The following is a 13,154-nucleotide window of genomic DNA, read 5'->3' as shown; positions in this document are numbered from 1 at the left end:
GCCAATGGTGCATGGAGATGGGCTTCGGCCCATGCGCCACCGGCTTGGCGCCGGTCCTGCTCGACGACGCTGAGGCCGTCCGCAGATGGGTGGCCGAGCGGGTGTCTGAGGACAACGCGAGCGTGTAGTAGCGCCGACGCGCGTTGCGCGCAGAGCGTACGGGCCTCGGATCAGGTCGCCCATCCCCGCCTCTGGAACAGCGTGGTAGATCGCTATCGAGGCAGGAGCCCGCTGGCACACTCAGGTGCAATTGGCGGCTTCACCGCAGGGACAGACTTCGCGCCTCGCCAGAGGCACGCAGCTGAAATGCCGAGCTTGTCTGCTCGTTCCGGAACGAAAACCGCGCCTGGTCCGTGCCGACCCGTCCCCAGGTCCAATCCTCTCCGCAGGAACCGAGCAGCCATGCATGGGACAGGCGGTCCGGAAGCGTCTCGTCGGTACAGGAGACGATGATGGTGTGAGGAAACTCGGGTGACAGCAGCTTGGCGTCCATCGGCAGGCTCTCCGATCTGGGTTGCTCCGGGCGGGCGATTTGCGCGAGGGACGCAATCGACATGAGCCAAGCTTGGCTGTCAATCGTGCGGTGCAAAGGAGTTGCCCGTTCGTGGCGCTGAGGAGCCGCAGCGCCCCAACGTGAGGGCTGCCCCGCCTCGGCTGCGTAGGCAGCCCGTCTGTGAACCAAGCTTAGGGATGCGCGTTTGGGTTTTGCTGAAACAGGAGATCTGAATGCTCAAGACCCTTGCTGCCCTGGTGCCTGCCCTCGCCCTTGCCGGAATGATGGCCGCCTCGCCGGCCTCGGCTCGGACGGTCATCATCAAGAAGCACGGCCATCATCACGGGATGCACCACCATCACCATCATCACGGCGGCAAGACGGTCGTCATCCATCGCCACTGAACGTCGGCCGGGCCGGCTCGTGTTCGACCGGCCCGGGTCATTGGCTCGAAGGGCATACGGCCCACGAAACAAGTCGCCCATCGCTTACCGACGGAACAGCGTGGCCCAGCGCCGCCGCTGATGCTCTGGCCTGTCATGGTTCATGTGACACTGCTGACAGGAGGCGAGGTTCGCATCCGTTCCGTCCCGGCGACGTGACCCAAATCTCGTGACCGGCGTTGAGGGGTGACGGCCGGTATGGCCGGACACGCGTCTCAGCCGGAGTTCACCATGGCCGCCAGCGACACGCCTGCACCGCGCCAGCCGGCACAGGTCCCGCCGCCCGTCACGCCGGGCCTGCGGGGTCTCCTGACACTCGCCGTCGGCGTCGTGGTGATCGCCGCGCTCTACTTCGGGCGCGAGGTCTTCATCCCGCTCGTGCTCGCCATCCTGCTGAGCTTCGTTCTCGCGCCCGTCGTCGGCTTCCTGCGCCGCATCCACTTCGGCCGAGTGCCTTCCGTCATCGTCGCCGTTCTGCTGGCGCTCGGCATCATTCTCGGCATCGGCGCTGTCCTCGGGACCCAGGTGGCAAGCCTCGCCGGCAACCTGCCGCAGTACCAAGCCACCGTTCAGAAGAAGGTCTCGGGCCTGCAGGAGGGTGTCCTCGGACGCGCCAACGCCCTGCTGCAACGGATCAACCATCGGGTACACGACGCCTCTCAGAAGGCGTCGGCTGCCGGCACGACGGCTGCAACACCGGCCAGCGGCGAGACGCCGAAGGCACAGCTCGTCCGGGTCCAGGAGCCGGATCCCTCTCCCCTGACGCTCGCGCACAACATCCTCGGCCCCATCGTCGAGCCGCTGACCACCATCGGCATCGTGCTCGTCGTCGTCGTGTTCCTGCTCATGCAGCGCGAGGACCTCCGCAACCGCCTCATCCGCCTGTTCGGCTCAAGCGACCTGCACCGCACCACCGTGGCCATGGACGATGCCGCCGGCCGCCTCGGGACGTACTTCCTGGCGCAGCTCGGTATGAACGCGGCCTTCGGCATGCTGATCGGGCTCGGCCTGTGGTTCATCGGGGTGCCTAGCCCGATTCTCTGGGGCGTGTTCTCGGCGCTCATGCGCTTCGTGCCCTATATCGGCGCCTTCATCTCAGGCCTGTTTCCGGTCGCTCTGGCCGCAGCTGTCGATCCCGGCTGGTCGATGGCGACCTGGACGGCGGCCCTGTTTCTGATTGCCGAGCCCTTGTTCGGGCAGGTGGTCGAGCCGCTGCTCTACGGTCACTCGACGGGTCTGTCGCCGTTTGCGGTGATCGTCTCGACGCTGTTCTGGGGCTTTCTCTGGGGACCGGTCGGCCTGATCCTGGCCACGCCCTTCACCGTCTGCCTCGTGGTGCTCGGCCGACACGTCGAGAGCCTGGAGTTCTTCGACGTCCTGCTGGGCGACCGGCCGCCGCTGACACCGGTCGAGAACTTCTACCAGCGCATGCTTGCTGGCGACCCGGACGAGGCGCGCGACATCGGCGAAGAGATGCTGAAGGAGCGCTCGCTGTCCTCCTACTACGACGAGGTGGCGCTCAAGGGCCTGCAACTGGCGGCCAACGATTATGCCCGCGGCGTGGTCACGCCCGCGCAGCTCGAGAACATCAAGACGTCCTGCCAGAATCTCGTCGAGGATTTCGAGAATCGGCCGGATGTCGAGCCGGCCCCCGAGGCGAAGGGCAGCGGCCCCGCGGCTGCGCCGTCGCTGGCCGAGCGGACGCACCCGAAGAACGAGGCCGTCCCGGGCCAGGCCCCTCCCGTCGAGCAGCGTCCGGCGGCGTGGCGAACCGAGGCTCCGGTTCTTTGCATTGCCGGCCGTGGTTCTCTCGACGAGGCGGCCTCGACCATCCTGGCTCAGCTACTGCGCAAGCACGGGCTCGGCGCCCGGGTGGCTCCGCACGAGGCCGTCTCGCGCGGTCGCGTTCGGGATCTCGACCTGTCGGGTGTGGCGATGATCTGCATCTCGTATCTCGACATCACCGGCAGCCCCGCTCATCTGCGCTATCTCCTGGAGCGGCTGCGCCAGCGCAGTCCCGACATCCCGATCCTGGTCGGCCTCTGGCCAGTCGGCGAGCGGGTCCTGACGGATGCGGCGCTCGGCCGGGAACTCGGGGCCGATATTTACGTGTCCTCGCTGCGTGAGGGCGTGGAGGCGTGCCTCGAAGCCGTTCGTGCATCGCCGCGCGAGCCCGCTGTGGCAGCATGAGGTGTGAACAAGCGCTCCGGCGCCTATCTGGGTCCAATCCGCCGACCCAGCCCTCACCCAGAGACTTACGGACTGCCTCACTGACGTCCAAGCCGAGATAGTTGGGCTGCTGTAAGCAAGTTGCGGGACGCCCTTTGGCAGCCCCCGTTGGTCAGCCGGGACGGCATTGGCGTGCTGGCAGGATCAACACCGGAGGCGACATGAGAACCACCATCGGTGCGCCCCTTCTCGCAGCCGCGCTCCTCGCTGGCATTGCGGGGGCGGCCCTAGCCGCAGGCGGCGGAGCCGCTGGAACAGCAGGAGTCGGTGGCGCAGCGAACAACGCAAACGCTCCGGGCCACACGGGCGGGAGCGAGAGCTTAGGCGCCGGTGGCTTGAGCGATTCCGGTTCTACGAGCAACGGAACGCGCACCGACAGCAGTGCCGGCGGTCAGACGACCGGGAGCACGGGCTCCACGCGCATTCCTGGCGACAAAGCACCCGAGTCGGGTTCGAGCGCAGGCCGCTGAGCGGGACCTGACTGCGCCCCGCCTTCGGGGTGCGTGTTACGGGGCACTGCCTCTCGGTTGCTTCGCGCTGCTTGCCGAGTAGGAACCGCTCGTCTTCAGAGGCGACCGGTGAGGAGCAGCACGATCAGCACGATGACGAGAATGCCGCCGATGCTCCATCCGCCCGTGCGATAGGGATAGGCTCCGCCCGTTCCATAGAAGCCGCCACCGAAGGCGCCGAGGATGAGCAGAATCAAGATGATCGTGAGGATGGACATGGCTCTGTCCCTTCGACAGCGGAAAGCTGCAACCTTGGCAGAATGCCTGAACAGCGATGGTGTTCCGGGCTAGAACAAGCCCCGCACACCGGCGGCCCTCGGGCCGCCCAGAATGCGAACCATGTCCGTGACGTGTTCGGCCTCTCTGCCGAGAACCCGTCAGGCAGCTCCGCTCAGGACTTGGTCACATCCGACCAAGGCGTGTCGGCGGCTAAAGCCTCACAGCCTTTCACGATGGTGCGGCGGGCCTCATCCTCACTCGTCCCCGTCATGTTGAGGACCCGCACGACCTGCAGAGTGGGATGCCCTTCGATGAAGAGGCGGCCCTCCCATCCGAGTTCGTTCCCATGGAAATCGATCCGGAACGAGATCCCGCCGTGCTCGAAGAGGTGCGGTTTCATGGATGGCGGCCTCCCATGTCAGGTCGCTCCCCTATCAACACGCATCGGCGGGCAGAGTTACAGAAACCCGGCCCCCGAGTGGTCCTTGAAGGCGTTCGCCCGGCGGATGTAGCCGACGACGGTTCGCGTATCCCGGTGGCCCGATTGGTCCATGATCCGGACGAGATCGGCGCCCCGCTCGGCCGCCGTCGTGATGGAGCCGGCCCGCAGGCTATGAGCCCCGAAGGTCGAGGCATCGAGCCCGACCGCCGCCATGTACTTCTTGATGATGTCGGCCACGGCCTGCGCTTCAGCCTCTATCGCCGCTCGCATGTCGACCGCGGCGGCAGGGCGCCGCCGGGGCCGAAAGCCGTGAACGCTGCCCATGATCACGCCTGACCCCGGAGCCAGCGGCGGATCATGGCGTCATTCTCCCCCAGCCGGTGCGTTCCGGTCGTGGAGGCTGCTGAAGAAAGACCTGATCGAGGACTGTGATCGGGATCGCGGCCGCGAAACGAGGTGGGCGAGCACCCATGCTGGGATCCGCAAGTCCTGACTCTCTTCATGGGCCTCCTGCGCCGAGGGCCCGTCCTCAGACACACGCCAGCACAACTGGTGCTGCAGACTGCCAGCCGCGCCCTGCAATACCGAACGCACGGTGGCAGGCGCCGGCCGCACCCGTGTCAGCCTCCGAGCGGCGTCGCGGTCGGTGCCCCATGTCGCTTGCAGCCCTAGGAAGCTTCGATGCGTGTGCGCCGACCGTCCGCGACGATCGCACTGGCCCTCACTCTCGCCACTCTGGTGCACTCGCCCTCGCACGCGCGCGGTCATCGTGGCGGAGGACGCACCCAGACCAGCGACAATAAGCCTGCGGACGCCAACGCTGCCGTCTGTCGCTCAAAGGCTCGCGATTACGCCTACGAGAAGCATGCCGATCCTGGACAGGAGCGCATGGCCTTCGAGAAGTGCATGGGGCACTAGCTGGCCCGCTCTCCTCTCGCTCGTCACCCAGGCCAAGGAGCGGCCGCTTCCTCGGCAAGCTCGTCCTCAGCGTTCACCAGCCGCATGTGCGGTTGGAATCTCCGTCTGAGATGTTGAACGGAGGCATATCCTCGCCCGTTCAAGACGGGAGATGGAGGGAGGCTACCGTGCAGGATACACCCGAGGCAGACCGGATCGCCCGCACTCTTGCCGAGAACGTCTACGTTGCCTTCTCGCGGCAGGCGACGATGGCAGCAGAGCCACTCGCGGAACAGACGATCCTCGCCCGTCTCGTTGAGGTCATCGAACCGCACGTGACAAAGACATCCAGCGATACAATCGTGTCGGCAGTGAACGCTGCCCTTGATGCGTGGGAGACGCGCGAGGCAAAGGTCCGTGGACCGCGCGTGGCCTCTGTGAACCTAGCCGACTGCTCCGTGTCGATGCGGCCACGTTGATCCAAGCACCAAGGCGTCGCTCATGTCCGAACCGAAGAAGTTAGTCCGCGTTCTGACGATGGCCGTTCGTGATGGTTTCGAAGTCACGGTCGAGGCCGATGACGGCCGCGTACTCAGGGTGATCGCGACGGCCGATCAGATCGAGGCCCTGGCCCGCCAGTTCACGAAGCTGGTCGATGACGAGGAACAGGCCGGCGGCTGACATGCCCGTCACTGACTCACGCAACAATCTGCGCAATCACGCTGAAAGGCCACGCTTCTACAAGCCGCCCCACAGGACGGCCGCCTCAGGCCGCAGAGGGGAAACACCATGGTCGTTGCCATTGCCCGGATCTTTGTCGCGAGTGGCCTCATGCTGGCTGCTGCGCATCTGCCGTCGGCCACCACGGCTCAAGCCGCAACATCTGTCGCGAAGCTGATCAGCACGCCGAAGGTGACGCGCGCCTGCCCGACGCGATGGGCGGCCGTTGTCCGCACGTGCATCGCGTAACGAAGCGGGACTGCCATGACTCTGCTTGCCCTGCTCCTTGCCAGCAACTTCGTGCTCGCCGCTGCCTTCTCTATCGCGGCCCTAGCTGCCGATTGAGCCTCACGGCGCTGTACCGATCAAGGTTGAACAGCGAGGCGGTTCCTGCAGGTTCGCGGATCGTTCAGGCTTCCGGCGGACGCGCCCTCTGTACTGCATTGCCGGCCCCGTCACAGGCCATCCTTTGCCCCTCGGCCCTGGCGCGGCAATCCGAGAGAGCGGGCCTGATGATCCCCGTATCTCTTGGATTGCCGTCAGGCACAGAGCGCCGCGATACGCTCGGCGAGCCTCTCGGCGGTCAGGAAGGCATCGGGGTGATCGGCATTGAGCGCGGCATAAGGCATCTCCGGCACCTTCGCATCGTCGAGATCTTGAACGAGCGCCGAGCCACCATGCTCCTTGATGATCCGCAAGCCCTCGGCGCCGTCGTTCCCGTAGCCGCTCAGGACAATGCCAACCACGCGCTCGCGGTAAGTTTCGGCTGCCGAGATGAACAGAGGATCGGCCGCAGGGCGGGCAAAGTTTACCTTCGGCTCCTGGTCGAGGCGGATGCGTCCCTCCTCCAGCCGCATGTGGTGATCAGGCGGCGCCACGTAGACGTGCCCCGGTTCGATCCGGGTGGCGTTCTCGGCATGCAGCACGGAAGCGTCGGTCAACGCGCTCAGGAGTGCAGGCAAGATCCTCTGGTTAGGGTCCGCATGAAGGGCGATGAACAGCGAGGCGCGGCATGATCGTGGTAGGGATGACACGATCTGCTTGAGAGGAGTGAGGCTGCCGGACGAGGCCGCGACGACGATGATGGGATGCATGGCGGCCTGTTAACTCATGTGAGTTCGTGGCCGATCCCTTGGGCAGCACCGCTAGGCTGAGCTGCGCACGGATCCCCACGTTCAGGCGCTCGGATTGCCGCGAACCGCACCGAGGCGACCCGTTCGGCTCATCTTCAGATCTGCTTAACCACCTCGGCCGACCCTGCCCATGAGCCACCGCCCTTTGGCTCCGTCGTGATGAGCACGACACGCCCCGCCGCCCCGAACGCAGATCAGGCGGCGGGGCTCCCCTGGCGAGAGGATGTCGTCATGATGCATCCGGATGCCCTGTCCGTTCCGCGCTCGGAAGCTGCCGTTTGACGGCGCGCAAAGGGACGTACTGTATTACTTGATCTGCGATGTGACCGCCCGTCCGTCGTCGAGGAGCCAGCCACACCGGGCGAAGCGCGAGGTCGACATGCTGTCATGCACGTCGGGCGACGAGGCGGCTCCACTCAGCCAGGTCGGTTGCCTCTGCCACCGGCCGGAGATCCGGTCTCTCACGCAGCGGATCGGCACGGACCTGTCGCGTCGCGGCTTCGTCGCCGGCATGGCCGCTGCGGTCTCAGTTGCCGGTCTCCCCGGTCCCACCTTCGCACGGCCAGCACCGGCACGGCCGCAACCGCCGATCCTGTTCACGAATGTCCGCGTGTTCGACGGCCGGTCGGACGCGCTGCGGGACGGTCTCCAAGTCCTTGTCGAGAAGGACAGGATCAAAGCCCTGGCGAGCGGAGACCAACCCGCCCCGGACGGCGCGCGCGTGATCGATTGCGGCAACCGGGTCCTCATGCCGGGCCTGATCGATACGCACTGGCACTGCCTGTTCGCTGGCCTGCCGCTGGCATCCGCAATGACGGCGGACCTCGGCTACGTCTTCCTTGCCGCCGCAGCGGAGGCCAGGCGCACCTTGATGCGGGGCTTCACCACGGTCCGGGACCTCGGCGGCCCGGCCTTCCCGCTGCAGCAGGCGGTCGACCAGGGCCTGGTGGCGGGACCCCGCATCTACCCGTCGGGCGCGATGCTGACCACGACCGGCGGGCACGGCGACATGCGGCCGTTATCCGACTTGCCGAGGAGCCCCGGCGGCCCGGTGAGCGCGCTGGAGCGAACCGGCGCCGCCGCGGTTGCCGACGCTCCCGGTGATCTGCGGCTTCGCGCGCGCGAGCAGCTCCTGCAGGGTGCCTCGCAGATCAAGGTCGTGGGCGGCGGCGGCGTCTCCACCCCGCGCAGTCCGCTGGATATGACGACGTTCGGCCTGGACGAGCTGCGCGCGGCGGTCGCAGTCGCCGAAGACTGGAACACCTACGTGGCGGTGCACGCCTACACGCCGCGGACCGTCCAGCGAGCCATCGCCGCCGGCGCGCGGTGCATCGAGCACGCGCACCTGATGGACGAGGCGACCGCCGCGCTCATGGCGGAGAAGGAGGTCTGGCTGAGCATCCAGCCGTTTCTCGGGGAGGAGGACTCGGTCCCGCTGACGGGTCCGAGCCGCGCCAAGATGCTGCAGGTTTTCGCCGGCACGGACACGGCGTACCGGCTGGCGAAGGCGCACGGCGTCAGGACGGCGTTCGGGTCGGACCTGCTGTTCTCCGACACGCTGACGGCGCGCCAGGGGACCATGCTGACCCATCTGACCCGCTGGTACGGCAACGCCGAGATCCTGCGCATGGCGACCGGCGCCAACGCCGAACTTCTCGCGCTGTCGGGTCCGCGCAATCCTTATCCAGGCAAACTCGGGGTGATCGAGGACGAGGCCCTCGCCGACCTGCTGCTCGTCGACGGCAACCCCATAGAGGACATCACGCTCGTGGCGGATCCGGACAAGAACTTCCTTGTCATCATGAAAGGCGGCGTCCTCTGCAAGGACGCGCCCACCCCAGAGGGTGCCACGCTGCCGCGTTGACGCTAAGGCGATGACCTGGTGGCCTTTGCATCCGCCACTTCATCAGCATCGGAGGCTGGGTGGAATACGACGCTTGCAGAAGACAAACGGCCGTCCCAGGTTCTCGCTCTCGGGGTTCAGCAGCTGCCGCATCTCCTTGCCGGGCTTGCCGTGGACGGCCTTCTCGACCACGCCAACGTTCTCGCCAGTTCGCGGATCGCGCCTCTGCTTGGGAGGCTTGGTCTTGATCGTGAAGGTGCCGAAGCCCCGGTTCTCCACCCGGTCGCCGGCTGCAAGGGCATCCACGATCCTGCCGAGGATCGCATTCACGATGGCCTCGCAATGCCGCTCGTAGATCTGCGGGTTCTCCGCCGCGGGGCGTTGGACGAGTTCGGAGCGGATCATGGGCGGCCTGAGGAGCTTCCCTGCTGCGGAGGCGGAAGGTTGTTCTTCACGAGATATCTCACTCCGTGCTGGAACGAGAGATCATTATCGCCGCGGATGTCGACGCTGTACGCCTTCTCGGGCGTGTTCACCTTCAGGTCCTTCACGTAGACATTGATGTTGAGGATCAGGTTCGAGACCTTCTGGATCTCGCCCGTGATGGCGACGTCGGCGCCGAGCTTGCGCGCGTAGTCGTCCGCGCAGCCGCCGCACTTGCGCAGATCCGCGCCTTTGGCGACCTCATCTTTGACCGGCTCGGTCGAGACGATCCGGTAGCGCCCGCTGTCCTCAAGCTGCTTGCGCAGAAGGTCGCTCAAGGGGCCGAGGCGTGCCTTGTCGGCCTCGGTCGGCGGCTGCGCACCGAGGTTGGCGAGCTGGAAGTCGAACACGGCAGCTGTTGGCGGCTCGGCTCGTGCAGCCGTCGCCGCGAACAGCACCCCAAACACGAGCGGCAGGTGATAGCGGGCTTTCAAGATCGTTCTCTCCTGGCTGTTCAGGGCGGAACGCGCGGCAAGGCATTTGGTGACCAGCGCCTGCCTGGCCCGCGACGTTGACTTAAACCGTCCCGGCCAAGCGACATGGCATGGCGACATGGCATGTCCGGCAGGCTCGCTCTCGCGAGTCGTGGGCCGGGGGAGACTGCCGCGACGAAGTTCTAAGCCCAGAACGCCGACGGCCCCCATCCGCCACTCGCGGGTGCAGCAAGTCTGCATCCCGCGGATACGAGGGTGTCAACTCCGGGAACGACGAGGCCAGCGGCACCGTCGAGTCATCCTGCGCAAGGACGCCGACGACCTCCATGCGGCGGTTGACGTCGGCCCACACGACAACGCTTGCCGGCGCCGGCCTCCGGGCGGGCGCCGCGCGGCCCGGCTGTACAGATTCCGCACGGTGCCCCGATCACCCGCGAAAGCGCCAGACGCTGCTGCGCTTGATCTCCGAATCCTCGAGCGCCCGCGTCACCGGTACCGCGTAGGTGGCGAGGATGTCGAGGCGCTCCCGCGGCAGGTAGGAGCGGCCGGGATCGCCCACCAGCACCGCCTTGCCGCCCACGTGCAGCACCCCGAGCCAGTCGCCGACGCGCGCCGCGATGTCCCGCTCGTAGAAGATGTCGGCGGCGAGGACGAGGTCAGCCCGCGGCTCCGCGCCGATCAGGTCGGCCTGGACGGCCTCGATCCGCTCGGCGACGCCGTTGGCCTCGGCGTTCAGGCCGATCGCCGCGATCGCGAAGGAGTCGAGGTCGCTCGCGAGCACCCGGGCCGCGCCGGCCCTGGCGGCCGCGATGGCGACGAGGCCGGAGCCCGATGCGAAGTCGAGCACCGTTCGGCCGGACACGAGGTCCGGATGATCGAGGATGTAGCGGGCGAGCGCCTGCCCGCCCGCCCAGGCGAAGGCCCAGAAGGGCGGCGGCAGTCCGATCTCCTGCAACTCCTCCTCAGTCCTCTGCCAGAGCGCCGTGGCCTCGTCGGCGACGTGCAGCGTGATCTCGGGCGCGTGCGGCACCGGGCGCGGGCGCGTCTCGGCGCGGACGAAGGCGCGGGCGTCGGCGGGCATTCTCATGAGGGGGTCGCGCAGGATGGCGTCACGGGGCGATGAGCTCGCGATAGAGGCCGCGGACCGCCTCCGCCACGGCCTCCTCCGTGTAGCCGCCCGCCAGGATGCGTGCCCGCGCCGCCTGCCCGAGGCCGGCCACGAGACCCGCATCGGCCGCCAGCCGGCGGAGCGCGGCGGCGAGTGCCCCGGCATCGTCGGGGGGCACGATCAGGCCCTCGAGCCCGTCGCGCACGAGGTCGCGGCAGCCGGGCACGTCGGTGGTCAGCATCGCCCGCCCGCAGGAGGCCGCCTCGAGGAGCGTGCGCGGCAGGCCCTCGCCACCCCGCGAGGGCAGGCAGGCGACGTGGTGGCGTGCCCACACGTCCGCCGCGTCCCGCGTCGGCCCGTGCCAATCCACCCCGTCGCGGCTCCACGCCCGCAGGGTCGCCTCGGGAATGGCGCGCCGGTTCGACGGGTCGGGGGCGCCATAGAGCGAGAGCTCGACGGGGGCGCCCTGCGCCCGGGCGAGCCGCGCCGCCTCGACCGCCGTGTCGACGCCCTTCGACCACAGCATGCGGGCGACGAGAGCGACCCGGAGCGGCGGCTGCGCCGGCAGGGGTTGCGGGACGAAGGCGGCCGGGTCGATCCCTGCGCCGCCGACGATGGTCACGGCGGTGTCGGCCGGGTCGAGGCCGAGCATGCGGGCATCGTCCGGGTTCTCGAACAGGAAGCGCGTCCGGCGCGAGGCGAGCGGTCCCCGGATGAGGTGGCGCAGGCCCGCGCGGGCGAGCCGCCCGGCCCGGTCGCCCCGCGCGCCGATCAGCCCGAGGCCGGTCAGTGCGTAGATCCGGGCCGGGATGCCCGCCATCGCGGCGGCGGTGCCGCCGACGAGGATGCCGCGCAGCGCGATGCAGTGGACGATGTCCGCCTTCAGGGCCTTGAGGATCGCGGCGAGCTGGCCCGCCGCGTAGCCCGCCGCCATCGGGTTGAGGCTCGATCGCTCCGCCTCGAGGGGAACGACCCGGGCGCCGGTGGCCTCGATCGCCGCGCCATGGCCGCGCACCCGCGTCACCACGGCCACCGACAGGCCCATCGCCACCGCGGCGCGCGCCATCGGCAGGAAGTGCGAGGCGAAGAACCAGTCCTCGGTGACGACGAACACGAGGCGCTTCATCGGCGCGGGCGGGAGCGGCGTTTCCATGCGGGTCGCTGTAGCATGCCGGCCCGCGCCGCGTCCGCCGGCGGCCGAACCGGATTCCGACGTCAGCGCGCCTCGGTCCGGGCGGAGGCGAGGCCGGGATGGGCCTGGTCGAGCTGCAGGGCGGTGGTGGCGGCGAGGCGGGCGCACTCGGCGTCACCGCTGCGGGCGAGGCGCGACAGCCGGCGGACGGCCCGCCGCAGGAAGACCGGCGAGCCGCGCCGCGGCGGCACCGCGGCCTGCCAGGCATAGGGCAGCCCGATGCCGATCAGCGCCGCGGCGAGCCCCGGCCAGAAGCCCTCGTCGTGGAAGATCAGGATCACGTCGACCAGAAGGAGTGCGACGGTCGCCGCCAGGGTCGGCAGCAGATGGACCGGCATCAGCCGGTCCTGGTAGGCCAGCCGGGCTCGCAGGCCGAGCTTGTGCTGGGCGGCCATCCGGGTCGCGGCGTCCTCCAGAGTGAGGTAGCACGCCAGTAGGGTGCCAAATACCACGGTAAGTGGAGCAAGAAGGATCCAGGAAACAATCATAATCTGTATTTGATGGAACAAAGACAATATACACCGATGAATTCGGACATATACTCGGCAATGTCGATGATCTGCGCGGTTGATTAATGCGCAGGCTCGCGCCGCGCCGCGCCGCGCCGCGCCCGGCCCGCCGCGATCTCGACGGCCACCCCGCCCGGCCACCCCGCCCGGCCGCCCCGTCCCCCGCTCCGCGGCGAATCCTCCGGCCCGGAACACCGTCGGTCGCTGGCCGGTTGATGCGGCACGCTCGGGAGGGATGCGGATCATGGCGTCGTGCGCAGAGGAGAATGCCGTCGCGGTCGACCCGCGGGACGCGGCGGCCGAGGCGGGCCTCGCTTACGTGGACGACGGCAGGCCCGGCCTGACCCGTAGGAAGAGCGGCAAGGGGTTCCGCTACCTCGACGCCAAGGGCGCGCCGGTGCGCGACGAGGCGACGCTCGCGCGCATCCGCTCGCTCGCGATTCCCCCCGCCTATACCGACGTCTGGATCTGCCCGCGCCGCAACGGCCACATCCAGGCCA

At 68.2% G+C, this 13,154-nt stretch carries 16 protein-coding genes and 1 pseudogene; 7 read left to right on the top strand and 10 right to left on the bottom strand.

From position 1 onward, the window contains the following. Positions 1–259: 259 nt before the first annotated feature. On the bottom strand, positions 260–493 hold the full coding sequence (locus tag WDW90_RS30135; RefSeq protein WP_336491181.1) for a hypothetical protein: 234 nt from the start codon (positions 491–493) through the stop codon (positions 260–262). Positions 494–726: 233 nt separating this feature from the next. Here WDW90_RS30135 and WDW90_RS30130 point away from each other — a divergent pair, with 233 nt between their 5' ends. Together WDW90_RS30130 and WDW90_RS30125 are read left to right on the top strand one after the other, a co-directional pair. Continuing rightward, entirely contained in the window at positions 727–897 is a 171-nt protein-coding gene (locus tag WDW90_RS30130; RefSeq protein WP_336491180.1) for a hypothetical protein, read from the top strand. A gap of 270 nt (positions 898–1,167) precedes the next feature. Beyond that, positions 1,168–3,126, top strand: a complete 1,959-nt coding sequence (locus WDW90_RS30125) for an AI-2E family transporter (protein ID WP_336491179.1) — start codon at positions 1,168–1,170, stop codon at positions 3,124–3,126. A gap of 604 nt (positions 3,127–3,730) precedes the next feature. On the opposite strand, the gene WDW90_RS30120 is transcribed toward WDW90_RS30125, so the two are convergent. The 3 genes from WDW90_RS30120 to WDW90_RS30110 all read right to left on the bottom strand — a co-directional run bounded on the left by WDW90_RS30120 (position 3,731) and on the right by WDW90_RS30110 (position 4,572). Then, complete coding sequence (locus WDW90_RS30120; RefSeq protein WP_336491178.1) at positions 3,731–3,892, bottom strand: DUF3309 domain-containing protein; 162 nt, start codon at positions 3,890–3,892, stop codon at positions 3,731–3,733. 173 nt (positions 3,893–4,065) lie between these two features. Beyond that, entirely contained in the window at positions 4,066–4,293 is a 228-nt protein-coding gene (locus WDW90_RS30115) for a hypothetical protein (RefSeq protein ID WP_336491177.1), read from the bottom strand. A 57-nt stretch (positions 4,294–4,350) separates the two neighbouring features. After that, the gene (locus WDW90_RS30110; RefSeq protein WP_336491175.1) at positions 4,351–4,572 is read right to left on the bottom strand and encodes a site-specific integrase; all 222 of its coding nucleotides are present in this window, start codon (positions 4,570–4,572) and stop codon (positions 4,351–4,353) included. An 848-nt stretch (positions 4,573–5,420) separates the two neighbouring features. Between WDW90_RS30110 and WDW90_RS30105 the strand changes: the two genes are divergently transcribed. The 3 genes from WDW90_RS30105 (at position 5,421) to WDW90_RS30095 (ending at position 6,201) form a co-directional block, all read left to right on the top strand. Further along, complete coding sequence (locus tag WDW90_RS30105; RefSeq protein ID WP_336491174.1) at positions 5,421–5,711, top strand: hypothetical protein; 291 nt, start codon at positions 5,421–5,423, stop codon at positions 5,709–5,711. A 22-nt stretch (positions 5,712–5,733) separates the two neighbouring features. Continuing rightward, a complete protein-coding gene (locus WDW90_RS30100; RefSeq protein ID WP_336491172.1) occupies positions 5,734–5,913 on the top strand; it encodes a hypothetical protein in 180 nt (59 codons plus the stop codon). 108 nt (positions 5,914–6,021) lie between these two features. Then, positions 6,022–6,201: a hypothetical protein gene (locus WDW90_RS30095; protein WP_336491171.1), complete on the top strand. Its 180-nt coding sequence runs from the start codon at positions 6,022–6,024 to the stop codon at positions 6,199–6,201. A gap of 290 nt (positions 6,202–6,491) precedes the next feature. Here WDW90_RS30095 and WDW90_RS30090 read toward each other — a convergent pair whose 3' ends face one another. Next, positions 6,492–7,046 carry a chemotaxis protein CheB gene (locus WDW90_RS30090; RefSeq protein ID WP_336491170.1) on the bottom strand — a complete coding sequence of 185 codons (555 nt, stop codon included), beginning with the start codon at positions 7,044–7,046 and terminating at the stop codon, positions 6,492–6,494. A 418-nt stretch (positions 7,047–7,464) separates the two neighbouring features. Here WDW90_RS30090 and WDW90_RS30085 point away from each other — a divergent pair, with 418 nt between their 5' ends. Further along, the gene (locus WDW90_RS30085) at positions 7,465–8,949 is read left to right on the top strand and encodes a metal-dependent hydrolase family protein (RefSeq protein WP_336491168.1); all 1,485 of its coding nucleotides are present in this window, start codon (positions 7,465–7,467) and stop codon (positions 8,947–8,949) included. Between the two features lie 42 nt (positions 8,950–8,991). Here the strand turns inward: WDW90_RS30085 and WDW90_RS30080 are convergent, their stop codons facing one another. From WDW90_RS30080 to WDW90_RS30060, 5 genes are all read right to left on the bottom strand, one after another. Then, entirely contained in the window at positions 8,992–9,333 is a 342-nt protein-coding gene (locus tag WDW90_RS30080; protein WP_336491167.1) for an HU family DNA-binding protein, read from the bottom strand. Then, on the bottom strand, positions 9,330–9,845 hold the full coding sequence (locus WDW90_RS30075; protein WP_336491165.1) for a DUF3280 domain-containing protein: 516 nt from the start codon (positions 9,843–9,845) through the stop codon (positions 9,330–9,332). The genes WDW90_RS30080 and WDW90_RS30075 overlap by 4 nt, the downstream gene beginning before the upstream one ends. A gap of 427 nt (positions 9,846–10,272) precedes the next feature. Beyond that, a complete protein-coding gene (locus tag WDW90_RS30070) occupies positions 10,273–10,932 on the bottom strand; it encodes a class I SAM-dependent methyltransferase (protein WP_336491164.1) in 660 nt (219 codons plus the stop codon). 22 nt (positions 10,933–10,954) lie between these two features. Then, positions 10,955–12,106, bottom strand: coding sequence for a glycosyltransferase (locus tag WDW90_RS30065; protein WP_336491163.1), 1,152 nt, complete (start codon positions 12,104–12,106; stop codon positions 10,955–10,957). Between the two features lie 62 nt (positions 12,107–12,168). Further along, entirely contained in the window at positions 12,169–12,540 is a 372-nt protein-coding gene (locus WDW90_RS30060; protein ID WP_336491161.1) for a hypothetical protein, read from the bottom strand. Positions 12,541–12,898: 358 nt separating this feature from the next. Between WDW90_RS30060 and WDW90_RS30055 the strand changes: the two are divergent. Further along, positions 12,899–13,154: pseudogene (locus WDW90_RS30055) on the top strand (DNA topoisomerase IB); the annotation flags it as partial.

The organism is Methylobacterium nigriterrae (assembly GCF_037106235.1).
Lineage (GTDB): Bacteria > Pseudomonadota > Alphaproteobacteria > Rhizobiales > Beijerinckiaceae > Methylobacterium > Methylobacterium nigriterrae.
The sequence above is the reverse complement of the archived record's forward strand: the minus strand, read 5'-3'. Positions and strand labels throughout refer to the sequence as shown.